Source organism: Clostridium chauvoei, assembly GCF_002327185.1.
Lineage (GTDB): Bacteria > Bacillota > Clostridia > Clostridiales > Clostridiaceae > Clostridium > Clostridium chauvoei.
In genome coordinates this window covers 1,682,523-1,705,759 of sequence record NZ_CP018624.1, presented here as the reverse complement: position 1 = coordinate 1,705,759, position 23,237 = coordinate 1,682,523, and the positions used below count along the sequence as shown (strand labels likewise).

Below are 23,237 nucleotides of genomic sequence, written 5' to 3'. Positions count from 1 at the left end.
AGATGTTATGGGTAAAGGATTTGAATTTGGATTAGAAAAACTACTAGAAATTAGAGTAGAGAAAGAGGAAGAGAGCAAAAGGCTTTTTACTCAAAGTCAAAGAGAAAAACAAGTTGTAGAACAAAAACTTGCAGATCTTAGAGAGAATTATGGTAAATATAATGGGATAGCTCCAGGAGAATCAGTAGTTTATCAAAAGCTTAAAAAGAATTATTTATTTGCTCTTAACAAAGGTATTGATACTACAGAAAAAGAAGTAGTTTTAAAAGAGAAAGAAGTTAATTTTAGAAGAGATAACTTAAAGAAAAGTCAAATAGATAGAAAAACTGTTGATATATTAAAAGAAAAACAAAAGCTTGCATATATCAAAGAGCAAAATAGAATAGAACAAATAGCAAATGATGAATTTGCCCTATATGGATATATGAGAAATCATAGAAAGGGGGTGAAATCATAAAATGATAGATACGAAAATACTTACTAATTTAAAAATTAATAAGGAATCAGTAGCAAATAAAGATCTAAATATAAAAAAAGAAGCTTCAGATTATACTAATAAGTTTAAAGATATTTTAAAGGATGAAGTAGTAACTAATAAAAGTACTACAAATGACTTTAAGAAAATAGAAACTTTAAAAAATGAAGAAGAACCTTCAGATAAATGTACAATAGAAGAAACTATAGAAAAAATTACAAAAGCAATAGATGATTCAGAAGATTTCCAAGGAAATAAATTAGATGATAATAAACTAGAAAATATTATTCTTTTATTAAGTCAATTAATTCAGCAAAAAGACTTAAAGAGTAATGAAATTTCAGGAGAGCTAAATGTAAGTCTAGATTCAAGCTTAATAGACAATAAAGAATTAACTATTAATAAGGATAATTTTAAATTAGGTAAAGTTAATAATGATATTTTAAGGTTAGACACAGTTGAGTTAAGTGATAAAAAAGATACCTTAAATGAGGCTATAAACTTAGCTAATAATATTTTAGAAATGATTAATTCAGATGATTTTAAAGATATATTATCTAGTAAAGAATCTAAAGAATTAGCAGAAGTTTTAAACTTATTAAATGAAAAGTTATTTTCAAAAGAAAACTTAAATAGTATTAGTTCAGTAAATATAGTGGAAAATCCTAGCATGTTAACTAATAAGGAAAATAAAAAATCAATTGATAAACTTAATAATTCTAAGGTAGATGTAGAATCTAAAGTTGAAGTATCTAATGAAGATGTGGATAATACAAGTTTTTCAGATGAATTAAAGAAAATAGTTTTAAATGATAATACAAAAGATAAAGTTAATACTAAGTTAGAAAAATCAAATGATAAATCTGATGAAGAATTAAAGAAATTAACTGAGGAAGAAAAAGTATTATCAAAAATTTTAGACTCTGACAAAGGTCTTGGAAAAGGAAATTTAATAGGTAATTACAATAAAAATATTTTTAAACCAATTCAAATTATAGATAATCCAATTATAGTTAATAAACAAACAATGGATATGGATATCATCAAAAATGTTAAGTATATGGTACAAAATGCTGTTTCTGAATTAAAGGTTAAAATTTATCCTAAGGAATTAGGGGAAATTACCATTAAAATTTTATCACAAGAAGGTATTATGAGAGCAGAAATAAAGGCTACATCAAAAGAAACTTATAATTTAATAAACTCTAATCTAAATGATATAAAGAAAGGATTAGAACAACAAAATATTAAGATTCAAGATGTTAATGTAGGCATATATCAAGAAGATGCTACTTTTTATAGCGGAGAAAATTCACAAAGTGATTTTGCAAGAGAAGAGAATAAGAAGGCAAAAAACAAGTTAATAGATTTTGATGAAGTAGATAGTATAAATGAAGATGGAATAAGAATAGATGATAGTAATGTTAACTTATTAGCATAGGAGGGATTTTATGACTAACGCAATTAACAATTATACAGGAAATAGAGCTACTGATAGAGGAACAAAGATAATGAAACCTGGTCAAGATATGGATAAAAATGCATTCTTAAAGATACTATCAGCAGAGCTATCTAATATGGATCCTATGGGTAATAATGATTCAACTCAATATGTTACTCAAATGGCTCAATTTGCTTCAATGGAGCAAATGGGAAATTTAAATACTACTATGACAAATTATGCAGCTCATGATTTAACAGGAAGAGGAGTTACTTTAAAATCTGTTAATAATGAGGGAGCTCCATATACTGGTGTAGTTAAAGCAGTTACTACACAAAATGGAAAAACCAGTATATCATTAGAAGTTAGTGAAAATGGAAAAAATATATATAAGGATTTCCCAATAGAAGATATCCTTACAGTTTTAGATGTTCCAAATTATTCAACTCCTTCAATTAATAATATGAACGGGAATCTATCTTTTTTAGTAGCTTCAGCATTTATTGGTAAACATGTTGAACTAAGTGAAAAGGGAAATAATAATGAAAATATTAAGGGTGAGGTTCTTGGGATACATAAAGACCAAGGTGTAGTTAAAGTAAAAGTTAAACTAGATGGTTCTGAAGATATACAAGAATTTACTTATGATAAAGTAATTAGTGTTACTGCAAATGAAAAAATATCCAATAAGTTAAATGACATTGTTAATAGCGTAAAAGCGTAGGTGAATTTTATGGGCTTTAGAATTATAAATGGAGTGCCATATCAAGTTGGGAATTTTCAAACTCCTACATCAACTAATTTAATAACAACTAAAAAGAGTGGTGTAGGCAATAGCTTTAAAGATGTTCTAAATGAAAAGATAGATAAAGAAGATGGATATAAATTATCTAAACATGCAGCAGAAAGATTAAAGCTGATTAATTTTAATAATCAGGATATGAAAGCTATTGAAAAAGGTTTTGAAATTGCAGAAAACAAAGGCTGTAAAAACTCTGTAATGTTATATAAAGATATAGCTTTAATAGCAAGTATAGAAAATAAAACTATTATTACAGCTGTTGAAAAAGAAAGAGCAAAAGATAATGTATTTACGAATGTAGATAGTGTAGTAATTTTATAGGCTGGACCTTTTAATAGGAAGCCAATTACTTATTGAATGATAGATGTAAGTAAAAATAATAAGAGGGTGGAGGTCAAATTATGTTAAGATCAATGTATTCCGGAATTAGCGGAATGAAAGTAAATCAAACAAAATTAGATGTTATAGGTAATAATATTTCAAATGTAGGAACAACAGCTTTTAAATCATCAAGAGCAAGATTTAGTGATATGCTAAGTCAAAATGTATCAGATGCTATGGCACCATCAAAAAATCAAGGTGGTGTAAATGCAAACCAAGTAGGTCTTGGAGTACAACTTGCAAGTATAGATTCAGTTATGACTCAAGGGATGATGCAACCAACAGGAAGATCACTAGATGTTGCTGTTGATGGTAATGGATTCTTTATGGTAAGTAAAGGACCTGAAATTTCTAATGGTAGTTTAGAAGTAAATCATAGAGCAGGAGCACATAATATAACATCTCAATCATTAGCAAATTCAAATTCAGAAATAATGTATTCAAGAGATGGATCATTTATATTAGATGAAGCTGGAAACCTATTAACTGGAGATGGATTTAGAGTTTTAGGATACTCTTTAACTAATGATGATAGTGCACAAGAGGCTACAGGAAAACAACCAACAATTGTTTCAACAGCAGGTTTAGATTTTAGATTTGGACCAGGTTCACAATTAAATGGATATAAAGTTGTACTTGGAGAAATAGGACCAGGAACAGTTACAACATCTAATGTAGATAAAGCTGAAAAAACAATAGTAGTTAATGGTGACTTCTCAACTCCAGGAGCCTTAACAACACCACAAGTTGAATCAGCAATTAATAAGGGATTATCTTCAGCAGGAATTTCACAACAAATTTTTGTTTCAGGGAAACCTGTTAATATAGCAGATTTAGCTTCAGATAAGGTTATTGGAGGGGCTGATGCAACAGCGCCAGGCTCAACAACAATTGGTGGATTTACATTACAATTAAGTGAAGGAAGCGAATTAAATGGGTATTCATTTGAAATTGGAAGAATAGGAACAGGAACACCTATTAGTGTAGATATAAATAAAGATACAAAGAAAATAAAAATAAATGCAGACTTTATAAGTAAAGGTGCTATATCTGGAAGTGTATTAAAAGATTCTATTAATAATGCTTTAGCAGCAAAAGGATTAAAACAAACAGTAACTAATTTTTCAGGTTCACCTATGAGTGTATCACAAGTTTATGGACAAACAGATGAAAGTGGTTCAGTAGCTAAAGCTCCTAAACCAACAGTTATTGATCCATCTGGTAAAGAAAGTAAAGAATCATTTGGTGGATTAACTTTCGACTTTGAAGAAGGTGCAGGATTAAATGGATATAAGATAAAGTTTGGAGATACTACTAAAGGTACTGCAACTAAAGTATCTGTAAATAAAAATGATAAAATTATAACAATAAATGCAGACTTTAAAGAATTAGTTACTATAGGAGATAATATAAAAACATCCTTTAATAGTGAATTAAGCAAAAATGGAATTATATCTCCTAAATTAAAAACAATAACTGGTAAGTATGAAGATGATAAAAAAGGAAATATGTTATCATTAAATGATGGTAGTGACCTTAAATCACCTAAAGCTATAGATATAGCAGGAGTAACTATTACATTACCTAAAGGAAATACTTATAATGGCTATGAAGTAGAAATAGTAGATGTTAAATCTCCTAATTTAGTAGTAGAAAAAGATAAAACTAATCCAAAGAAATTATTAATATCAGGAGATTTTGTAACTCCAAATGAAGTTACAGCTCAAAAGCTTTCTGATGAAATAAATAAAGCTTTAGGTACTACTTTAAAATCAACAGATAAAGTAATAGTTTCAGGAACACCAAAGGTATTTACAGGATTAAGTTCACAATCTATAGACGGAGGAATGGATTTAGCAACTCCTCACGAAGTAGAAGCTGCTGGAATGAAATTTGAATTTACACCAGGTGCAGCATTAAATGGATATAAGATTCAAATAGGCAAAGTAAATTCAGGAACTAAAACATCTGCAAGTATAGATACAAGCAATAAAACGATAGTAATAAATGCAGATTTAATAAATAGTGGTGTAACTTCATCAGGATTAGTTCAAAATGTTATTAATCAAGCATTACAACAAAAGGGAATAAACCAAGCAATTAAAGTTACAGGTTCACCAGCTCAAATAAGCGGAATCGAATCAGGAATAACAGGTGGTGGTACTCCGGTACAAAGTTTAGATACAGATGGTGGTATGAACTTTGTTGACGGTACTAAAGATTTAAAATCATATGATGGAGAATTAAAAACACTTAAAATTCCAGATAAAGTTAGAATACCAGGAACAGAACAAGAATTAAAAGTTAAAACTTATACAATCGATAAAAATGGAGTTATAAATGGAGTTTTAGAAGATGGTAGAGTAGCTGCTTTAGGACAAATAGCTATGTCAAGCTTTAAAAATCCAGAAGGTTTAACAAAACTAGGTGGTAACTTATATAGTTCATCAGTAAACTCAGGTGAAGCAGTAATTAAGAGTGGTATAGGTACTTTAAATGATGATAACTCAAAGGGTTACGGAGATACTTTACAAGGTATGCTAGAAATGTCAAATGTAGATTTAGCAGAACAATTTACAGATATGATAGTTTCAAGTAGAGCATTCCAAGCATCAGGTAAAATGATAACAACTGGAGATGAAATACTTCAAGATATAATCAACTTAAAGAGATAGATAAATATAAAATATAACTATTAGCCATAATACTATGATTTTTATAGCTAGTAATATGGCTTCTAGCTTATATTAAAAAATAAAATATAAGAACTTTAAAGAAAAGGAGAACACTATGGTTAAATTAGTGGGAATGAATAATAAAGAATTTATTTTAAATGCTGATCATATTGAGAAAATTGAGGAAGTACCAGAAACAGTAATTACTTTAACAAATGGTAAAAAATATATAGTTTTAGAAACAGTAGAAGATGTAATAGAAAAAGTTATTATATATAAAAATAAAATTGTAACATATAAGTTTTAGGAGGCATTATTATGAAAAAGTCAGATGCATTAACCTTCTTAGGATTAGTAGTAGGTGGAGCTTTATTAGTGTACGGAATGATGTCAGGAAGTAATTTAATGATATTCTGGGATTTTCCATCAGTATTAATAACAATAGGGGGATCATTTAGTGCAGTCTTAATAACTTATTCTATAAAGGAAGTAAAAAACCTAGGAAAGCTATTTGGACAAACATTTAAAGAAACAAAAATATCATCACAAGATACTATACTTCAATTTACTAACCTTTCTAAAAAGGCAAGAAGAGAAGGGTTATTATCTTTAGAAGATGATATTTCAGAATTAGAAGATGATTTTTTAAAGAAAGGACTTCAAATGGTAGTTGATGGTATAGAACCAGAAACTATAAGAGAAATATTAGAACTTGAAATTGATGAAATGGAAAGTAGACACATGAAAGGTTCAAGCATTTATAGTACTTGGGGAGTATATGCACCAGCTTTTGGTATGATAGGTACACTTATAGGACTTATTCAAATGTTACAGAATCTAACAGATGTATCTAATATAGCATCTGGTATGGGAAAGGCATTAATTACAACCTTCTATGGTTCAATATTAGCAAATCTTTTCTGTACTCCAATGGCAGCAAACTTAAAAATTAAAAGTGAACAAGAATCACAAATGAGAGAAATGATGTTAGAGGGTATTCTTTCAATACAATCAGGAGTTAATCCAAGAATAGTAGAAGAGAAACTTCTTACATATCTTAATCCAAAAGAAAGACTTGAATATTTAAGTGGTGTAGTTGAAAACAATGAAGGAGTTGTTAACTAATGGCTAGAAAAAATAAAAAAATGAAAGCTAGTGATGAACCTACAGGAAACGAATGGCTAGCAACTTATTCTGATTGTATAACGCTATTACTTACTTTCTTTATACTACTATATTCAATGTCTACAGTTGATAATCAAAAAATAAAAAAATTATCTACGGCTTTTCAAACTTTAATGAGTGGAGAAAAGGGAGATACAATAATGGAATACGACTTATACAATGGTCAAGTACCATTAATTGGAGGAGAAGTAGATATTAAAAATACTGTAGAAGAAACTACTAATATGAGTGAACAACAAAAAATATATAGAGATGTTAAAGAATTTGTTAAAGAAAATAATTTATCATCAGTAGTAGATATTATAGATAGTGATAGAGGAGTAGTAATTCAATTAAGGGATAATATACTTTTTGAAACGTCAAGTTCAGTATTAAGAGAAGATAGTAAAGAAATATTGAGTAAAATAAATTCTCTTATAGCATCTATGAGTAATCCAATAATAGTAGAAGGACATACAGATAATAGACCTATACACACATCTGAATTTCCATCAAACTGGGAACTATCTGCAGATAGAGCAGTTAATGTTGTTAGATACTTTGTAGAAGTTATGAAGGAAGATCCTAAGAGATTCACAGCAGCAGGGTATGGAGAATATAGGCCAGTAGCTCCAAATGATACTTATGAAAATTTGGCTAAAAATAGAAGAGTTAATATTTTAATAATGACAACAGAGGAGGCACGAAAAAATGGCTAAAGATAAAAATGAAAAAACAGGAACTTTTAAAAAGATAATTATTGGTATATTAATTTTAGCTGTAATAGGATTAGGAACTTTTGCTGGAGTATATTTTGGAATGTCAAAAAAAGCAACAGCAGGAGAAATAATTATTGAAGAAACATATTGTGATTTAGGTGAAATTTTTGTAAACCTTAGTGATGATGGTCAAAAGAGATATGTTAAGTTAACAGTTTCAATAGGAGCAGATAAAAGCAATGAAGATTTACTTAATGAAATAAAGGATAAAAAAATAGTACTTAGGGATACTACTATATATTACTTTAAATCTTGTAAGGCTAAAGACTTTACTGCAGAAAATGAAGTAAACCTAAAGGGTGAATTAGTTAAGAGAGTAAATCAAAAGCTTAAATTAGGACTAGTAAGAGATGTTTATATAAATGACATAATAGTCCAATAAAGGAAGTAAAACATGGAATTTGTGTTTATGTGTGTAAAGCTAGTATTTTCACTAGTAATTGTAATTGGAATTATGTACTTAGCTTTTAAGATTAGTGGAGATAGAATTAATCAAATCAATAAGAATAAATACATTAAGGTTTTAGATAGAATTCAAATATCGAAGGATAGTTTTATTATTATCTTAAAGGTTGGAAATAAAGGGTATATTATGTCCTCTTCTAATGGTAAAACTGAGAAAATTCAAGATTTATCAGAAGAAGAAGTTCTAACTATAGAGAATGAAAAATTGAAAGTTCAAAATGATTTAAACAAAGGATATGAAAATATCATTAATAAATTTAAAAGAACTTTCAATATGTTTAAAAATAAATATAAACTAAAGGAAGAGGACCATGAAAAATAGGAAAAAATATTTTTTAATAATATTTTTAGCTATGAGCTTTATGTTTATATACGCTAGAAGTGTACATGCAGCACCAAATACAATGGAAGTACCTAATGTAAATATTTCTGTTGGTGGAGAAAGTGGAACAGCTAAAAATTATGTAGACAATATAAAGCTACTTATAGTTTTAACAATATTAACATTATTACCATCAATAATAATAATGATGACTTGTTTTACAAGAATTATTGTAGTTTTCTCATTTTTAAAAAGTGCGCTTGGTGCACAACAATCAATTCCCAATCAAATATTAGTTGGGCTTGCATTGTTTTTAACAGTATTTATAATGAGTCCGATTTATACAGAGGTGAATGATAAAGCATTCAAACCATATATGGAAAATAAGATAAGCCAAGAGGAAGCTATAGAAGTAGGTACAAAACCTATAAGAGATTTTATGTTAAAGCAAACAAGACAAAAGGATTTAGAATTATTTATCGAAACATCAAAAATGGATAAGGATAAGATAACAAAGGATAATATTCCACTTCAAGTTGTTATACCTGCTTTTACAATAAGTGAACTTAAAACAGCTTTCCAAATAGGATTTTTATTATTTATGCCATTTTTAATAATAGATATGGTTGTTGCAAGTGTTCTTATGTCTATGGGGATGTTTATGCTTCCACCAGTTATGGTATCACTACCATTTAAATTACTATTATTTGTAATGGTAGATGGATGGTATCTAATAGTAAAATCATTAGTATTAAGTTTTGGGTAGGTGAGAAAATATGAGTGAAAATTTAGTTACAGGTGTAGTTAAAGATGCTTTATATACATCATTAAAAGTTGCAGGACCTATACTTATAGCTGCAATTTTAATAGGTTTAATAATAAGTATTTTTCAAGCTACAACCCAAATTCAAGAACAAACATTAACTTTTGTTCCTAAACTTATAGGTATTGCAGCAATTGGGCTTATGCTTGGAAGTTGGATGCTTCATAATTTGGTAGGATTTACTGAGAGAATTTTTGAACTCATTATTAAAATTTCAACTTAGGAGGTAGCTTTGTGATTGATGCAGCCTACTTTTTATCGCTAATATTTATCTTTATAAGATTAACAAGCTTTTTTGCAATAACAAAGGTGTTTTTTCCAAATGGAACTCCTAAAACATTAAAGATGTTTTTTTCACTTATATTCTCCGTAGCGTTAGTAGGTGGAGTAGATAGGATAAATGTAGAACTAATAAATAACAATCTAATATTAATTTTTTATATTATATCAGAAATTTCCACTGGGGTAGTTTTAGGGATTATAACCAATCTAGCTTTTGAAGCAGTTTTAATGGCTGGTAGTTTAATGGATGTTCAAATTGGATTAAGTATGGTTAGTGTACTTGATCCTAATAGTAAAACTAGTACAACGGTTATTGGAAATTTACTACACTTTATAGCAATGATGATTTTCTTTGTTATAGATGGACATCATATGTTGATTAAATCTTTAGTGGAAAGTTTTATATTAGTTCCATTAGGTAAGAACATTTTATATACGGATACAATGATGGCTTTAATAGATATTATAGCTAAATATTTTGCAATAGGCTTAAAAATAGCTATACCAATAGTGATGATAATTATAATAACAGATTTATGCATGGGTCTTATATCAAGAGCAGTACCTCAAATAAATGTAATGATTTTAGGTATGCCAGTAAAGATGTTAGTAGGATTAATTGCAGTATCAATATCTCTTACATTAGTAGTTAAAGTATTTATTGGTAGTATAAGTTATATACCAGAAATCTTTAGGAAGATTATGACTATAGCACCTTTATTATTTGTAATCTCGGCAGATGAAAAAACAGAAGAAGCTACGCCTAAAAAGAAAAGTGATGCAAGAAAAAAGGGGCAAATAGCAAGAAGTAAAGATGTAGGATTAGCATTAACGATGTTAGCAACAACATTAGTTATAATGGGACTAAGTGGGTATTTAGCAAACACCTTAAAAGCAAATGTAATATATTTTTTAAGTGATGCTAGTTCCATGGAGTTAACAGAGTCAAGTATTAAAGGTCTAAACTTATTAGTAATAAGTAAAATGGCTATAGCAATTATGCCTATAGTAATTCCAATAATGATAGCTGGTGTAGTAGCTAGTTTAATGCAAACTGGATTTTTAGTAACGAAAGATGCAATAAAGCCTTCTTTTGGAAAATTAAATCCTATAAATGGATTTAAAAATATGTTTTCAAAAAAAGCATTAGTAGATTTAGTAAAAAATATTATTATGGTTTCTATAGTAGCTTTTCTTGGGTATTCATATATCAAAGAAAATTTCAGTAGTGTACTTCAGCTTGGAAATTTATACTTACCAACACTAGGAATAGAGGTAAAAAAACTAGTTTTAGGTATATTTGGCAAAATAGCAATATTATTAGTAGCTTTAGCAGCTATAGATTATTTTATACAATTTAGATTGCATAACAAGGAACTTAGAATGAGTAAACAAGAAATAAAAGAAGAGTATAAGCAAATGGAGGGAGATCCTCAATTAAAATCTAAAATAAAACAAAAACAAAGAGAAATGTCTCAAAAGAGAATGATGCAATCTGTTGGAGATGCAACAGTTGTTATAACAAATCCAACTCATTTAGCAATAGCTATTAAATATGAAGATGGAAAAACGGAAGCTCCAAAAGTTACTGCAAAGGGAGCTGATAATATTGCAATAAAAATAAAGGAATTGGCTAGAGAAAATGAAGTTCCTATTATAGAAAATAAACCTTTAGCTAGGTTAATTTATAGTGAAGTAGAAATTGATCAAGAGATTCCACAAGATATGTATCAAGCAGTAGCAGAAATTTTGGCGATGGTTTATAAGTTAAATCAAAAGAAAAAAAGAAGTAACTAGATAAATAAAGGATGGGGATAAGGGTGTTCTTAGAAAAAAAGGTTGACTTTAAGAAGAATTTAGATGTATTAGTAGCCTTTGGTGTTTTAGGCATAGTTTTAATGATAATTATACCATTACCACCATTTGTATTAGATATATTATTAGCTTTTAATATAACTTTATCAGCTGTAATCATAATGATTACAATGTTTACTACTAATGTATTACAATTATCAGTATTTCCTACATTACTATTAGTAACAACCTTATTTAGATTAGGTCTTAATATTTCATCAACAAGACTTATTTTAAGTGAGGGAGGCGCAGGAAAGATAATAGAAGCCTTTGGAGAATTTGTTATAGGTGGAAATTATGTAGTTGGAATTATAATATTCTTAATTATAGTTATTATACAATTTGTAGTAATTACAAATGGGGCAGGAAGAGTATCAGAAGTATCAGCAAGATTTACTTTAGATGCTATGCCAGGTAAACAAATGAGTATTGATGCAGACCTTAATGCAGGTCTTATAGATGAAGAAACTGCTAAAAAAAGAAGACAAGATCTTCAATCAGAAGCAGATTTTTATGGAGCTATGGATGGGGCATCAAAATTCGTTAAAGGTGATGCAATTGCAGGTATTATAATTACTCTTATAAATATTATTGCAGGTATTGTAATAGGAGTAATGCAAAAAAATATGAATTTTGGTCAAGCAGCAGAACTTTATACAAGACTTACAGTTGGTGATGGATTAGTTGGGCAAATACCAGCATTATTAATATCAACAGCATCAGGTATATTAGTTACAAGATCAGGTTCAGCAGATAATTTTGGTAAGACATTTACTAAACAGCTTACAGCATTCCCAATAGCAACTGGAATAGTATCAGCTATTATGTTATTTTTAGCTATTATTCCTGGAATGCCACCAATACCATTTTTATTAGCTTCAATAGCAATGGGAACATTGTCTTATATGCTATATAAAGAAGATTTAAAAAGAGAAGAAGAAGAGATTGCAAAAGTTGAAGAAGAATTTACAGAAATGGAAAGAAAAGAACCAGAAAATGTTATGAACTTAATTTCTGTAGAGCCTATGGAAGTAGAGATTGGATATGGATTGATTCCATTAGCAGATGAATCTACAGGTGGAGATTTACTTCAAAGAATAGCATCAGTAAGAAGACAATGTGCAATTGAAATGGGAATAGTTGTACAGCCTATAAGAATAAGAGATAATCTTCAAATTAAAACCAATGAATATTTAATTAAGATAAGAGGAACTGTAATATCATCGGCAGAACTTATGCCAAATATGTTATTATGTATGGATCCTACAGGAGATAACTCACAAATAGCTGGTATTAGAACAGTTGAACCAACTTTTAATTTACCAGCCGTATGGATAAATAAAGATCAAAGAGAAGAAGCAGAAATAAAAGGACTTACAGTTGTTGATCCAACTACAGTTATGGTAACTCATTTAACAGAAACTATTAAGGCAAATTCTTACGAATTATTAGGAAGACAAGAAGTTCAATTAATAGTAGAAAATACTAGAGAAAAATATAGTACTGTTGTTGAAGAACTTATTCCTGATTTAATGACAATAGGAGAATTACAAAAAGTTTTACAAAACTTATTAAGAGAAAAAGTGCCAATAAAAGATATGGTTACTATAATGGAATCATTAGCAGATAATTCAAGAATAACTAAAGATTTAGAGTTATTAACTGAATATGTTAGATTCTCTCTTGCAAGAACTATTTGTAATCAAATAATAGATGAAAACAGATGTCTAACTGTAGTTACATTATCACCACAAATTGAAGAAATAATATCTGCTAACACTCAAAAGTCAATGCAAGGATCATTCCCAGCAGTAGACCCAGATACTACAAGCAGAATATTAGATGCTTTAAGAAGCGTAATAGAGAGTGTGTATTTCTTTAACAATCAACCAGTTATATTAGTTTCACCAAATATACGTCCAGTATTTAGGAAGCTTATAGAAATGGTATATCCACATGTAATGGTAATTTCCTTAAATGAAATACCAAATGACGTAGAAATAAGAACAGAAGGAGTTGTATCTTTACAATGATAATTAAAAAGTATGTAGCTAATAATATGAATGAAGCATTAACTAAAATAAGATATGAGCTAGGTAAAGATGCAATAATAGTTAGTCAAAGAAAAGTAAGGGTATCTGGAATAAAAGGATATTTCGTACCAAAAGTTATAGAAGTAACGGCAGCAATAGAAAATAGTAAAACTTCTAATAGTAAGAGTATAAAAAATAATAGAAGAGCCTCTAATGATTTTAATGAATCATTAGAAGGCTTTAAAAAACTTATACAAAACACTCAAAATGAAATAATCTCTAAACCTATAGAAACTAAGCCTATAAAGGAAGAGAAAAAATTAGACATTGAAGTAAAAGAAATAAAAGATTTATTAAATAAGGTTATAAAAAATACAGCTAAAGAAAAAGACCTTGTTTTAGATAAATTAAAAGATATGGACATAGATGAAATTTATTTTGACGAAATAAAAGAAAAATGCTCTGATAATATAGATGAATTTAAGAAGGATTTTAAAAATTTATTATCTCAAGAAATAAATATTTGGAATGGTGATCTTAAAGGAAATGTAGTACTTATAGGACCTACAGGAGTTGGAAAAACAACTACTATAGCAAAGCTTGCAGGAAGACTTTCCTTAGTAGAAAATAAGAAAGTTGGATTAATAACAATCGATACATATAGAATAGGAGCTGTTGAGCAGCTTAAAACATATGCAGAGATAATGAATATTCCTTTTAAAGTTGTAATTACATTAAAAGAAATGGAAACTGCAATAGAAGAGTTAAAAGATTGTGATGTTGTGCTTATAGATACTACTGGGAGAAGCAGTAAAAATTCAATGCAACTATCAGAATTAAGAGCTTATATAAATAAGGTAGAATCAGATGATATAGCATTAGTTATCAGTAGTACAACTAAAAATAGAGATTTAGAAGTTATTTTAAATGGGTATAAAGATATTGGGTATAACAAAATAATAATAACAAAATTAGATGAAACTATAGCCTATGGATCAATATATAACATAATAAAAAAATCTAATACAAAGTTAGCATATATAACAACTGGACAAAATGTACCAGATGATATAAGAAAACCAACTTTAGAAGAATTACAACGTATTATTTTAGGGGAGGAAACTTTATGTTAGATCAAGCTGAAAGTCTAAGAAGATTAGTAAGGGGAGAAGATAAAAGAACTTTAGATAAAAAAGCTAGGATAATAACAGTTACTTCAGGAAAAGGTGGAGTAGGAAAAAGCAATTTTGTTGTTAACTTAGCTATATCACTTTCAAAAAAAGGAAATAAAGTTCTTATTTTTGATGCTGACATCGGAATGGGAAATGATGATGTGTTAATGGGTATATTACCTAAATATAGTGTATTAGATTTAATTAGGGGAAGAAAATCTCTTGAAGAAGTAATAGTAGATGGACCAAAAGGAATTAAGCTTCTTCCAGGAGGGAGTGGATTAAATAATATAGAAGATCTTCAAGCACATGAAAGAAATATATTTTTAAATAAAATAGAACAATTAGAAGGTTTTGATTTTATTTTAATAGATACAGGTGCAGGAATAAGTAGAAGCGTATTAGCATTCATAGCTTGTTCAGAAGAACTTATACTAGTAACTACGCCTGAACCAACATCATTAACCGATGGATATAGTTTAATTAAAGCAGTTGATCATTTTAAAATTAAAACAAAAGCAAGTATTATTGTAAATAAAGTTTTAGATAAAGAAGAAGGTCAACAAACTTTTAATAAGTTTAGAGCAGCTGTAGAAAGATTTTTAAATATAAGGGTAAGTTATTTAGGGTGTATTTATGAGGATAGAAAATTATTAATGGCAGTTAGAGAGCAAGTACCATTTATGATATCATATCCAAAATCGGATGCATCTAATTGTATTTTAAAAATAACTAATATAATTTTAGAGCATGATGAAGAATCAATAGGTGTAGGAGCTAAAGGGTTATTTAGAAAGTTATTTGATATTTTTTCTTAGAGGTGACAATATGGTTAAATTAAAATTAGGGTTGAACAATAGAATAGAGGTTATTAAAAATAAGGAGATTTATAAAAGTATAGTACAAGATATTAGAGAAAAACATATTAAAATAAACATACCAGTTAATAAGGGAGAATATCTTTCATTAGCAATGGATGAAGAAATAGAATTAATATACTATGATAAAGAATCTAGTTTGTTTAATTTTTATTGTAAAGTAATAGATAGAGTTAAAGAAAATAATATATCATACTATAGATTATCTCTTCCATATAATATAAAAAAGTACAAAGAAGAAACTTTGTAAGAGTTAATGTTCTTGAGTTTATAAGATATATAAAAGAAAATAAATCATTAGAAAAAGATAAAGATAAAGTAGAAAACCCGGTAAAGAAAGCCACACTATTAGATTTAAGTGGTGGAGGAATGAAAATAAGGGCTAAAGAGAATCTTAAAAAAGGGGATATTCTACTAGTAAATATTAATTACAATGATATAAAGCTTGATTTAAAAGGCAGAGTAGTTAGAGTTAAAGAAGAGAATGACAATTATCTTTGTGGAGTAAGTTTTTTAAATATAGATAATAAAACCAGGGAGAAAATAATAAAAATTGTATTTATTATTTTAAGAAGGCAAAGTGAGTTAGTTTAGAGGAGAAATATTTATGGAAAATCAGAGTGCTTTAGTGGATAATGGAAAAATTATAGAAAAATATATACCTTTAGTAAAACATTTAGCATCTAGAGTAATGCTTGGTAGAACTAAATATATAGAATATGAAGATTTGGTAAGCTATGGGATATTGGGGCTTATGGATGCGATAAATAAATACGACTCTACAAAGGGTATGAAATTTTCTTCTTATGCAACCATTAGAATAAGAGGTGCTATGATTGATGAGATAAGAAAAAACAGACCTATTTCTAAAGGAGCTATGGATAAATTAGCTAAATATAATGAAAGTGTAGAGAGATTACAAAATAAGCTTATGAGAGAACCTACATTAGAAGAAATTGCAATAGATTTAAATGTATCTATACAAGAAGTTTCAGAAGTAGAAAATTATATAAATTATATGTCGGTAGTTTCTTTAGAAAATATAATTTATTCAGATGATGATGAAGTAACTGTTATGGGGATAATAGAAGATAAAAATAGTCCATCACCAGAAGAAACCTTAGAAGATAAAGAGAAAATTAAAATCTTAGCAGAGTGTATAGATAAACTAAAAGAGAAAGACAAGTTAGTACTAACCTTATATTATTATGAAGGACTTACATTAAAAGAGATAGGAACTGTATTAGAAGTTTCAGAATCAAGAGTTTGTCAATTACATAGTAGAGCTATTAGAAATCTTAGAGCAATAATGAAAAAAATAGATTACATATAAAGGGGTTAAAGCATGATTCCAATTTTAATATTAGTAATAGGAATAATACTTATTATTTTAAATGTAAAAGCTATAAGAAAAGAAGAGAAGTCTTTTAATCATATTTTAGAAAGAGAAGCTGATAATTCAAATAAAGATTATGGGTTAGAGATAATTGCCATAAGAAAAGATTTGGCAGAAACCGTATTAGACCTTCAAAAAGAAATAGAGGAAATTAAAATTTCTATTGAAAAACTTAAGGATGAAAGTAAAAAAGACGATAATAAGGTTGAAGATATAAACTTAAAAGAAACAGAGGATGTTATATCAGAGATTAATTTTTCAAATAGTTTAGATAAAGAAAACAAAGAAAATAAAGTAAATCAAGTAAAAACTTTAATAGAACAAGGTCTAAGTGATGATGAAATATGTGAAAAATTATCTATAGGTAGAGGTGAAGTCTTATTAATAAAAGGATTATTTTAAAGATAAAGGAAATAACAAATTTTTTTACTGATAGAAAAATACTTTTAGGAATTGGAATAGGAATGACTTTAACTGCCATCCTAATGTTTGGATATCAATATAATAGAACCTTATCAAATGATAAGATTGAGGAAAAAGCTAGAGGGTTAGGAATGCATTTTGATGATGAATGTAAAGTATTATTTAAAAAAGGGGATGAGAACTAGTGATTAGAAGTTTATATACCTCAGTATCAGGTTTAATTTCATTAGAAAATAAACAATCAAATATTACAAACAATATAGCTAATGCTAATACAACAGGTTATAAAGGTGATGATTTAGCAATTAAGAGTTTTGATGAAGTTATGCTTCAAAACAGAGATAAAGTAGTTGGTGGAAGAAATGTGTCTCAAAAATTAGGAACTTTAAATTTAGGTTCTAAAATAGATAGTGTAAATACTATGTTTACTCAAGGGATACTTAAAAAAACTAATAAGCCTTCTGATTTTGCTATAGATGGAAGAGGTTTTTTTGCAGTTAAAAGAGGCGATGAAACATTATTTACTAGAGATGGTAGTTTTAGAGTAGCAAATGACGGATATTTAATTAACACAAGTGGAGATAAAGTTTTAGGTGTTAATAAAAATACAGGGACTATGGAACCAATATTTGTTGGTGGAAATAAGTTTACCTTAGATGGACTTAATAATCTTAGAGTAGGCGATAGAACTACGCATTCATTAGCTACGGCTGATTTTGATGATTATAGTAAGTTAAAGAAAATTGGAGATAATTATTACAAGGGAGAGAATCCAGTATATAATGCTCAAGTTTTTGTTCATCAAGGATCATTAGAAGCTTCCAATATAAATGTATCAACTGAAATGGTAAATATGATTACAACTATGAGAAACTTTGAAACGAATCAAAAGATGGTACAAACTATTGATGAAACCTTAGGAAAAGCTGCAAATGAAATAGGTGCAGTAAGATAGGGGAGGAAATATTATGTTAAGAACTTTATGGACAAGTCAAAGCGGAATGAATGCTAATCAAGAAAGATTAGATGCTATATCAAATAATTTATCAAACTCAACTACAATGGGATATAAGAGAGTTGATGTGGGTTTTAAAGATTTACTTACAGAATCCTTAGATAGAAAAGGTGTACCTTTAAATGAGAAAGACTCAGTAATAGGAACAGGTATAAAAACTTCTGAGTGGTTTAGAGATAATGCACAAGGAATGTTAAGAGAAACTCGTAGAACTACAGATATAGCAATTGATGGCACTGGTTACTTTAGAATAATTGCTCCAAATGGAGAAAAATCTTATACAAGAGATGGAGCCTTTGCTATAGATGGACAAGGTAGATTAGTAGATGGAAGAGGAAATAAATTAGATATAGAATTTTCACAAGGATTTTCAGAAGAAAATGTTAAATTCAACAAAGATAATTTTGTTGTAGATAAGAGTGGACAAATATATATAAAGCAAAGTGGAAATTTAAAGAACGTAGGAGAAATCCCTAGATACACAGCAACTGGAGATAAAGCTTTTATATCAGTAGGAGATAACTTATTTAAGCCAGCTCCAGGTTCACAAGTAGTAAAAACTACAGATTGCGATTTATATCAAGGAACTTTAGAAGGGTCTAATGTAGATGTGGCTACTGAGTTTTCAGATATGATAGTTACACAAAGAGCCTTTGAATTAAGCTCTAGAGGTGTAAAAACTGCAGATGAAATGTGGGGAATGGTAAATAATTTACGTTCTAAATAATTAATTAAAGAAAAAGCATCATCGAAAGATGATGCTTTTTATATTAAGCTGATGTTATTGCTGAAGTTATTGGAGGAACAACTTGTTTCTTTCTTGATAGAACTCCATCAAGGAAAGCTTCATTGTCCTTTAAAGTTACATTAAATGCTTTTTCTACTATTTCAGGTTTATTACCAGCAACTAAAATTTGAGAACCTTCATTTAAGATATCAGTAAGTAATAACATAACCATATCTAAACCAGCTTCTTTAGCTTTAGTTTCCATGTATTTTAACATGTCTTCCTTAAGAGGCATAAATCCTTCTATATCCATTGTATTTACTTGAGCAATACCAACTTTAGTATCTTCTATTGAGAAAGGTTTAAAATCTTGATTGAATATTTGTTCAACAGTTTTTCCCTTAAGTGAAGTACCAGCTTTAAACATTGCTTTAGCAAATTCTTCAATATTTATATCAGCTATTTCAGCAAGCTTTTTACATATATGTTTATCTTGGTTTGTACAAGTTGGGCTTCTAAATAATAGTGTATCTGAAATTATAGCACCACATAAAAGTCCAGCAGCTTGTTTTGATGGTCTAATGCCATTTTCAAAGAAGCTTTTAGCAACTATAGTTGAAGTACTTCCTACAGGTTCATTTCTGAAGAATATAGGGTTATTAGTTTGTATATCAGCAACTCTGTGGTGATCTATTATTTCTAATACTTCTGCATCTTCAAGTCCATCAACAGATTGACCTCTTTCATTATGATCAACTTGAATTATTTTCTTTTTAAAGTTAGAAATTAAGTGGTATCTTGAAACAGTACCTAAAACCCTACCGTTAGTATCAGTAACAGGATAACTTCTAAATCTTGTTTCAATCATTATTCCCTTTATTTCATCTACTAAATCCTCAGTTGAGAAGGATATTAGATTATCTTTAACCATAACATATCCAACAGGAATACTTTGTATTATAAGTCTTGATGCAGTAAATGAATCATAAGGAGTTACTATAATAGTAATATTTTTTTCTTTAGCCTTTTTAATTATAGCATCAGTTGGAACATGAGAACCTGTTATTATCATTAGTGAGATATTTAAATCTAATAATGCATCTTGAGATTCTTCTCTATCACCAACTATTGCAATATCTCCTTCTTCAATATGATCCTTCATACTATCAGGTTGCATAGCAGTAACAATTATTTTACCAGGGAAAGATTTTCTTGATTCATCGATATGTATTTCTTTAGCTGATAAAGTATCGATTATATTATCAAGAGATGTATTACTCTTAGCTAATATTCTATTGTCCCATATGTCCATATAACATGAAGTTAAATTTGATATAGCTAAAACACCAAGTAAGTGATCATTTCCATCAGCAACTGGTAAAGTTTTAATATTTTTATCTTTCATGATATGCCAAGCTGTTTTTAATGAAATATCAGGAGAGACTGGTGCTATATTATCAAATTGTAAGTCTTCTACTTTAAGTTTAACAGTTGGTAAAAATTTTGGAGCCTCAACCCCAAAGTAATCAAGAATAAATTGAGTTTCTTGATTTACATTTCCTAATCTTACAGGAACAGCAGGTATGTTTCCTATTTTATTTTTAAATTCAGCGTATGAATATGCTGCGCATATTGAGTCAGAATCTGGATTTTTATGTCCAGTAACATAAATTACATCTTTCAAATTTATTGCCTCCTTAGTTAAGTATTCATACCTAATATTCTATATATATGTAGGGATTTTGTAAAGCATCAATATAAAGTATATGTAGAATTTTGACTAAATAACCTAACTAAAAATAAGGTATAGTAGAAAATAATACTACTATACCTTATAGTTTAACTAAATTTTTTCTTTCTTTTTAAAAATAAAGTTAAAATTAATCCAATAATGGCAATAACTGCAGCACCTATAAATAGATGAGAAAATCCACTATTCATGGTACTTTGAAATGTATTTTCTATAGTACTTCTAGAATTATCAAGTGATGTCATATATGAAGCTTTAATTGTATCAAATTTCATATGTGGATTTGATGATAGAGTTTGCTTCATTCCATTTAACATTGAATCTGCAAAATCTTTTACTGTATCAAATATTGTAGTAACATCAGAGTTTTGGAATTTAGTTAATAATTCAGGAGACATATTTGAACCCATAGAGATATTACTTTGCATATTAGGGATTGAAGGAAGTACTTGTTGTATTGCAGATGGAACCTTATTTCCTGCATCAGCTATAAAGTTTACAAGAAGGTTTGGTGATACAGCAACACCTATAGAACGAACTAATGAAACTGTAGATTGTCCAGAAGAAATTTCATCTTCAGGAACTAAACTCATCATTAAATAGTTAATTGGTGTACCCATTGTAAAGCCCATACCAAAGCCCATAAATATTAAACCAATAAGTAAATTTAAGAATGTAGGATTTGTAGCAGTAACTAATGCTTGATATAAAGTACCAATAGCTGTACATAAAAATCCAGTTAATAATATTGATTTAACACCAAACTTATCTATAAATTTACCTCCCATTGGAGCAGCCATACCTGTAAATATAGCAAAAAGAGTAACGATATAGCCACCAGTTCCCATTTTAACTTTTAATACATTTTCACCAAATTGAGGTAAGAATATAGTTCCCATAAGTCCACAACCTACAATAAAACTTAAAGCAAGAGTTATTGCAATTTGTTTATTAGTAAAGTAATGTAAATTTAATACAGGATCCTCTGCTTTCTTTTCAATTAAAATAAATATAGGAAGAAAAACAATAAATATTAGTAAAAATGGCCATACATTAGTAGATTTCAATGAATTAATGAAATCATAGAATTTTAAATTTGTTAATGAGTACATAAGAGAAAGTATTATAATGGTTAATGCCACAGAACCTTTTAAATCCATTTTCTTTAAAGCTTCAGTATTTTTATTTTCTTTTAAATTAAAAGCAAGAATTAATATAATTATGCTTATAGGAATGTTTATAAAGAATAAATATCCCCAATGATTATTTCCAGCAATAGAAAGTATTGAAGACCCTAAAGATGGTCCTATTACAGTTGATATTCCAAATACAGCACCAACTAATCCAAGAGCACTACCTCTTTTTTCTATAGGGAAGGAGGAGCCTATATAAGCAGTTGCAATTGGCATAATTCCACCGCCACCAAGAGCTTGTATTACTCTAGATAAAAGTAAAAAGTTATAGTTATTAAAGTAATTTGATAATCCACATAATAAAGATCCAAAGGCAAATAAGCCTATAGAAATCATATAAACTTTTTTTCTACCATATCTATCAGATAATTTACCTGTTATAGGCATAGAAACGGCATAGGCTAAAGTATATATAGTAATCATCCATATACTTGCAGACTCAGCAATACCAAGGGAATCAGATATAATAGTTCTTGCCGGAGAAACAATTCCAGAATCTATAGCTCCCATAAAGATGCCAAGTAAAAATACTATCATTGCAAGAGTAGTTGTTTTTTTATTTTTCATATTTACACATCCTTTAAAAGAAATTTTATTTGAACAATGTTCATATTGGTTCATAAAAAAATCGACTTAGTCGATTTAAATATTTTAATTAAATTTTATTAGACTGTAGGTTTCTTCAAAAGATAAAGTTTTATCTTTACATAATACTATTAAATTATTAACAGTAAAATAAGTTAACTTCTCTATTGATAATTGAGAGGTTATATTTCCTTTTTCCTTTTCAAAATATAATATTTCTCCAACTAATTTATATAAAGAATCTAGATGATTAATTTTTTTATGAGATTTATTACTTACGAAAATATCATGAAAAATAGATATATACGTAGAAATAAAAATATTCATTTCTTTATATACAGAAAAAAGTTTTTTTTCTAAAGAAAGAGAAGTTGAATTTAAATTTTCTATTTTAGATAAGGATTTATTCCAATCATCTATAAAAATTGAGGAAATAAGTTTTTCTTTAGTATCAAATTGATTATAGATAGTTCCAACAGATACATCACATAGCTTAGCAAGTTCTCTTATATTAAATTCACTATAGCTTTTTTCGATTAATAAATTTTTACCCTTACTTAATATTAACGCTCTAACATTTTTAATAATTTTTGGCATAAAAT

At 28.3% G+C, this 23,237-nt stretch carries 26 protein-coding genes and 1 pseudogene; 24 read left to right on the top strand and 3 right to left on the bottom strand.

Annotation, left to right across the window (positions count from 1 at the left end; translation table 11 throughout):
• Nucleotides 1–7 precede the first annotated feature (7 nt).
• From fliJ to BTM21_RS07915, 24 genes and pseudogenes are all read left to right on the top strand, one after another.
• On the top strand, nucleotides 8–457 hold the full coding sequence (gene fliJ, locus BTM21_RS08020) for a flagellar export protein FliJ (protein ID WP_021875217.1): 450 nt from the start codon (nucleotides 8–10) through the stop codon (nucleotides 455–457).
• Nucleotide 458: 1 nt separating this feature from the next.
• Nucleotides 459–1,916: a flagellar hook-length control protein FliK gene (locus BTM21_RS08015; protein WP_021875218.1), complete on the top strand. Its 1,458-nt coding sequence runs from the start codon at nucleotides 459–461 to the stop codon at nucleotides 1,914–1,916.
• Between the two features lie 10 nt (nucleotides 1,917–1,926).
• A complete protein-coding gene (locus tag BTM21_RS08010) occupies nucleotides 1,927–2,640 on the top strand; it encodes a flagellar hook assembly protein FlgD (protein ID WP_021875219.1) in 714 nt (237 codons plus the stop codon).
• A 9-nt stretch (nucleotides 2,641–2,649) separates the two neighbouring features.
• Entirely contained in the window at nucleotides 2,650–3,039 is a 390-nt protein-coding gene (locus BTM21_RS08005) for a TIGR02530 family flagellar biosynthesis protein (RefSeq protein WP_021875220.1), read from the top strand.
• An 80-nt stretch (nucleotides 3,040–3,119) separates the two neighbouring features.
• Nucleotides 3,120–3,863, top strand: a pseudogene (locus BTM21_RS13940) (flagellar hook-basal body complex protein); the annotation flags it as partial.
• A 372-nt stretch (nucleotides 3,864–4,235) separates the two neighbouring features.
• The gene (locus BTM21_RS14150; protein ID WP_311195626.1) at nucleotides 4,236–5,774 is read left to right on the top strand and encodes a flagellar hook-basal body complex protein; all 1,539 of its coding nucleotides are present in this window, start codon (nucleotides 4,236–4,238) and stop codon (nucleotides 5,772–5,774) included.
• A 115-nt stretch (nucleotides 5,775–5,889) separates the two neighbouring features.
• Nucleotides 5,890–6,081 carry a flagellar FlbD family protein gene (locus tag BTM21_RS07995; RefSeq protein ID WP_021875222.1) on the top strand — a complete coding sequence of 64 codons (192 nt, stop codon included), beginning with the start codon at nucleotides 5,890–5,892 and terminating at the stop codon, nucleotides 6,079–6,081.
• 11 nt (nucleotides 6,082–6,092) lie between these two features.
• Entirely contained in the window at nucleotides 6,093–6,899 is an 807-nt protein-coding gene (locus tag BTM21_RS07990) for a motility protein A (protein ID WP_021875223.1), read from the top strand.
• Nucleotides 6,899–7,657 (top strand): flagellar motor protein MotB, encoded by a 759-nt coding sequence (locus tag BTM21_RS07985; protein ID WP_021875224.1) that lies wholly within the window; start codon nucleotides 6,899–6,901, stop codon nucleotides 7,655–7,657. The genes BTM21_RS07990 and BTM21_RS07985 overlap by 1 nt, the downstream gene beginning before the upstream one ends.
• Entirely contained in the window at nucleotides 7,650–8,099 is a 450-nt protein-coding gene (locus BTM21_RS07980) for a flagellar basal body-associated FliL family protein (RefSeq protein ID WP_079481231.1), read from the top strand. Before BTM21_RS07985 ends, BTM21_RS07980 begins: the two co-directional genes overlap by 8 nt.
• Nucleotides 8,100–8,111: 12 nt before the next feature.
• Entirely contained in the window at nucleotides 8,112–8,504 is a 393-nt protein-coding gene (locus BTM21_RS07975) for a flagellar biosynthetic protein FliO (protein ID WP_193433059.1), read from the top strand.
• A complete protein-coding gene (gene fliP / locus BTM21_RS07970) occupies nucleotides 8,494–9,270 on the top strand; it encodes a flagellar type III secretion system pore protein FliP (protein ID WP_079481232.1) in 777 nt (258 codons plus the stop codon). The genes BTM21_RS07975 and fliP overlap by 11 nt, the downstream gene beginning before the upstream one ends.
• 10 nt (nucleotides 9,271–9,280) lie before the next feature.
• On the top strand, nucleotides 9,281–9,550 hold the full coding sequence (gene fliQ / locus BTM21_RS07965; protein WP_021875228.1) for a flagellar biosynthesis protein FliQ: 270 nt from the start codon (nucleotides 9,281–9,283) through the stop codon (nucleotides 9,548–9,550).
• An 11-nt stretch (nucleotides 9,551–9,561) separates the two neighbouring features.
• Nucleotides 9,562–11,406, top strand: coding sequence for a fused FliR family export protein/FlhB family type III secretion system protein (locus BTM21_RS07960; protein WP_079481233.1), 1,845 nt, complete (start codon nucleotides 9,562–9,564; stop codon nucleotides 11,404–11,406).
• A gap of 23 nt (nucleotides 11,407–11,429) precedes the next feature.
• On the top strand, nucleotides 11,430–13,496 hold the full coding sequence (gene flhA / locus BTM21_RS07955) for a flagellar biosynthesis protein FlhA (protein WP_021875230.1): 2,067 nt from the start codon (nucleotides 11,430–11,432) through the stop codon (nucleotides 13,494–13,496).
• A complete protein-coding gene (gene flhF / locus BTM21_RS07950) occupies nucleotides 13,493–14,629 on the top strand; it encodes a flagellar biosynthesis GTPase FlhF (RefSeq protein ID WP_079481235.1) in 1,137 nt (378 codons plus the stop codon). The genes flhA and flhF overlap by 4 nt, the downstream gene beginning before the upstream one ends.
• Nucleotides 14,623–15,486, top strand: a complete 864-nt coding sequence (locus BTM21_RS07945; RefSeq protein WP_079481236.1) for a MinD/ParA family protein — start codon at nucleotides 14,623–14,625, stop codon at nucleotides 15,484–15,486. The genes flhF and BTM21_RS07945 overlap by 7 nt, the downstream gene beginning before the upstream one ends.
• Nucleotides 15,487–15,496: 10 nt before the next feature.
• Entirely contained in the window at nucleotides 15,497–15,796 is a 300-nt protein-coding gene (locus BTM21_RS07940; protein ID WP_096145403.1) for a flagellar brake protein, read from the top strand.
• 20 nt (nucleotides 15,797–15,816) lie between these two features.
• The gene (locus tag BTM21_RS07935; RefSeq protein WP_096145402.1) at nucleotides 15,817–16,140 is read left to right on the top strand and encodes a PilZ domain-containing protein; all 324 of its coding nucleotides are present in this window, start codon (nucleotides 15,817–15,819) and stop codon (nucleotides 16,138–16,140) included.
• Between the two features lie 13 nt (nucleotides 16,141–16,153).
• Nucleotides 16,154–16,879, top strand: a complete 726-nt coding sequence (locus BTM21_RS07930) for a FliA/WhiG family RNA polymerase sigma factor (RefSeq protein WP_021875234.1) — start codon at nucleotides 16,154–16,156, stop codon at nucleotides 16,877–16,879.
• Nucleotides 16,880–16,891: 12 nt separating this feature from the next.
• Nucleotides 16,892–17,344, top strand: a complete 453-nt coding sequence (locus tag BTM21_RS07925; protein ID WP_021875235.1) for a DUF6115 domain-containing protein — start codon at nucleotides 16,892–16,894, stop codon at nucleotides 17,342–17,344.
• Between the two features lie 62 nt (nucleotides 17,345–17,406).
• Nucleotides 17,407–17,550, top strand: a complete 144-nt coding sequence (locus BTM21_RS13690) for a hypothetical protein (protein ID WP_161493125.1) — start codon at nucleotides 17,407–17,409, stop codon at nucleotides 17,548–17,550.
• Nucleotides 17,550–18,320: a flagellar hook-basal body complex protein gene (locus tag BTM21_RS07920; RefSeq protein ID WP_021875237.1), complete on the top strand. Its 771-nt coding sequence runs from the start codon at nucleotides 17,550–17,552 to the stop codon at nucleotides 18,318–18,320. The genes BTM21_RS13690 and BTM21_RS07920 overlap by 1 nt, the downstream gene beginning before the upstream one ends.
• A 13-nt stretch (nucleotides 18,321–18,333) precedes the next feature.
• Nucleotides 18,334–19,107, top strand: coding sequence for a flagellar hook-basal body complex protein (locus BTM21_RS07915; protein WP_021875238.1), 774 nt, complete (start codon nucleotides 18,334–18,336; stop codon nucleotides 19,105–19,107).
• A gap of 43 nt (nucleotides 19,108–19,150) precedes the next feature.
• On the opposite strand, the gene BTM21_RS07910 is transcribed toward BTM21_RS07915, so the two are convergent.
• The 3 genes from BTM21_RS07910 to BTM21_RS07900 form a co-directional block, all read right to left on the bottom strand.
• Nucleotides 19,151–20,791: a putative manganese-dependent inorganic diphosphatase gene (locus tag BTM21_RS07910; RefSeq protein ID WP_021875239.1), complete on the bottom strand. Its 1,641-nt coding sequence runs from the start codon at nucleotides 20,789–20,791 to the stop codon at nucleotides 19,151–19,153.
• Between the two features lie 155 nt (nucleotides 20,792–20,946).
• Complete coding sequence (locus tag BTM21_RS07905) at nucleotides 20,947–22,617, bottom strand: MFS transporter (protein ID WP_021875240.1); 1,671 nt, start codon at nucleotides 22,615–22,617, stop codon at nucleotides 20,947–20,949.
• Between the two features lie 84 nt (nucleotides 22,618–22,701).
• Entirely contained in the window at nucleotides 22,702–23,232 is a 531-nt protein-coding gene (locus tag BTM21_RS07900) for a helix-turn-helix domain-containing protein (protein WP_161493086.1), read from the bottom strand.
• Nucleotides 23,233–23,237: the final 5 nt, after the last annotated feature.

Bases quoted from the DNA above. Each gene is read 5' to 3' on its own strand.
- fliJ (WP_021875217.1), top strand. From the start codon at position 8: ATGGGTAAAGGATTTGAATTTGGATTAGAAAAACTACTAGAAATTAGA.
- BTM21_RS08015 (WP_021875218.1), top strand. From the start codon at position 459: ATGATAGATACGAAAATACTTACTAATTTAAAAATTAATAAGGAATCA.
- BTM21_RS08010 (WP_021875219.1), top strand. From the start codon at position 1,927: ATGACTAACGCAATTAACAATTATACAGGAAATAGAGCTACTGATAGA.
- BTM21_RS08005 (WP_021875220.1), top strand. From the start codon at position 2,650: ATGGGCTTTAGAATTATAAATGGAGTGCCATATCAAGTTGGGAATTTT.
- BTM21_RS14150 (WP_311195626.1), top strand. From the start codon at position 4,236: ATGAGTGTATCACAAGTTTATGGACAAACAGATGAAAGTGGTTCAGTA.
- BTM21_RS07995 (WP_021875222.1), top strand. From the start codon at position 5,890: ATGGTTAAATTAGTGGGAATGAATAATAAAGAATTTATTTTAAATGCT.
- BTM21_RS07990 (WP_021875223.1), top strand. From the start codon at position 6,093: ATGAAAAAGTCAGATGCATTAACCTTCTTAGGATTAGTAGTAGGTGGA.
- BTM21_RS07985 (WP_021875224.1), top strand. From the start codon at position 6,899: ATGGCTAGAAAAAATAAAAAAATGAAAGCTAGTGATGAACCTACAGGA.
- BTM21_RS07980 (WP_079481231.1), top strand. From the start codon at position 7,650: ATGGCTAAAGATAAAAATGAAAAAACAGGAACTTTTAAAAAGATAATT.
- BTM21_RS07975 (WP_193433059.1), top strand. From the start codon at position 8,112: ATGGAATTTGTGTTTATGTGTGTAAAGCTAGTATTTTCACTAGTAATT.
- fliP (WP_079481232.1), top strand. From the start codon at position 8,494: ATGAAAAATAGGAAAAAATATTTTTTAATAATATTTTTAGCTATGAGC.
- fliQ (WP_021875228.1), top strand. From the start codon at position 9,281: ATGAGTGAAAATTTAGTTACAGGTGTAGTTAAAGATGCTTTATATACA.
- flhF (WP_079481235.1), top strand. From the start codon at position 13,493: ATGATAATTAAAAAGTATGTAGCTAATAATATGAATGAAGCATTAACT.
- BTM21_RS07945 (WP_079481236.1), top strand. From the start codon at position 14,623: ATGTTAGATCAAGCTGAAAGTCTAAGAAGATTAGTAAGGGGAGAAGAT.
- BTM21_RS07940 (WP_096145403.1), top strand. From the start codon at position 15,497: ATGGTTAAATTAAAATTAGGGTTGAACAATAGAATAGAGGTTATTAAA.
- BTM21_RS07930 (WP_021875234.1), top strand. From the start codon at position 16,154: ATGGAAAATCAGAGTGCTTTAGTGGATAATGGAAAAATTATAGAAAAA.
- BTM21_RS07925 (WP_021875235.1), top strand. From the start codon at position 16,892: ATGATTCCAATTTTAATATTAGTAATAGGAATAATACTTATTATTTTA.
- BTM21_RS13690 (WP_161493125.1), top strand. From the start codon at position 17,407: ATGACTTTAACTGCCATCCTAATGTTTGGATATCAATATAATAGAACC.
- BTM21_RS07915 (WP_021875238.1), top strand. From the start codon at position 18,334: ATGTTAAGAACTTTATGGACAAGTCAAAGCGGAATGAATGCTAATCAA.
- BTM21_RS07905 (WP_021875240.1), bottom strand. From the start codon at position 22,617: ATGAAAAATAAAAAAACAACTACTCTTGCAATGATAGTATTTTTACTT.
- BTM21_RS07900 (WP_161493086.1), bottom strand. From the start codon at position 23,232: ATGCCAAAAATTATTAAAAATGTTAGAGCGTTAATATTAAGTAAGGGT.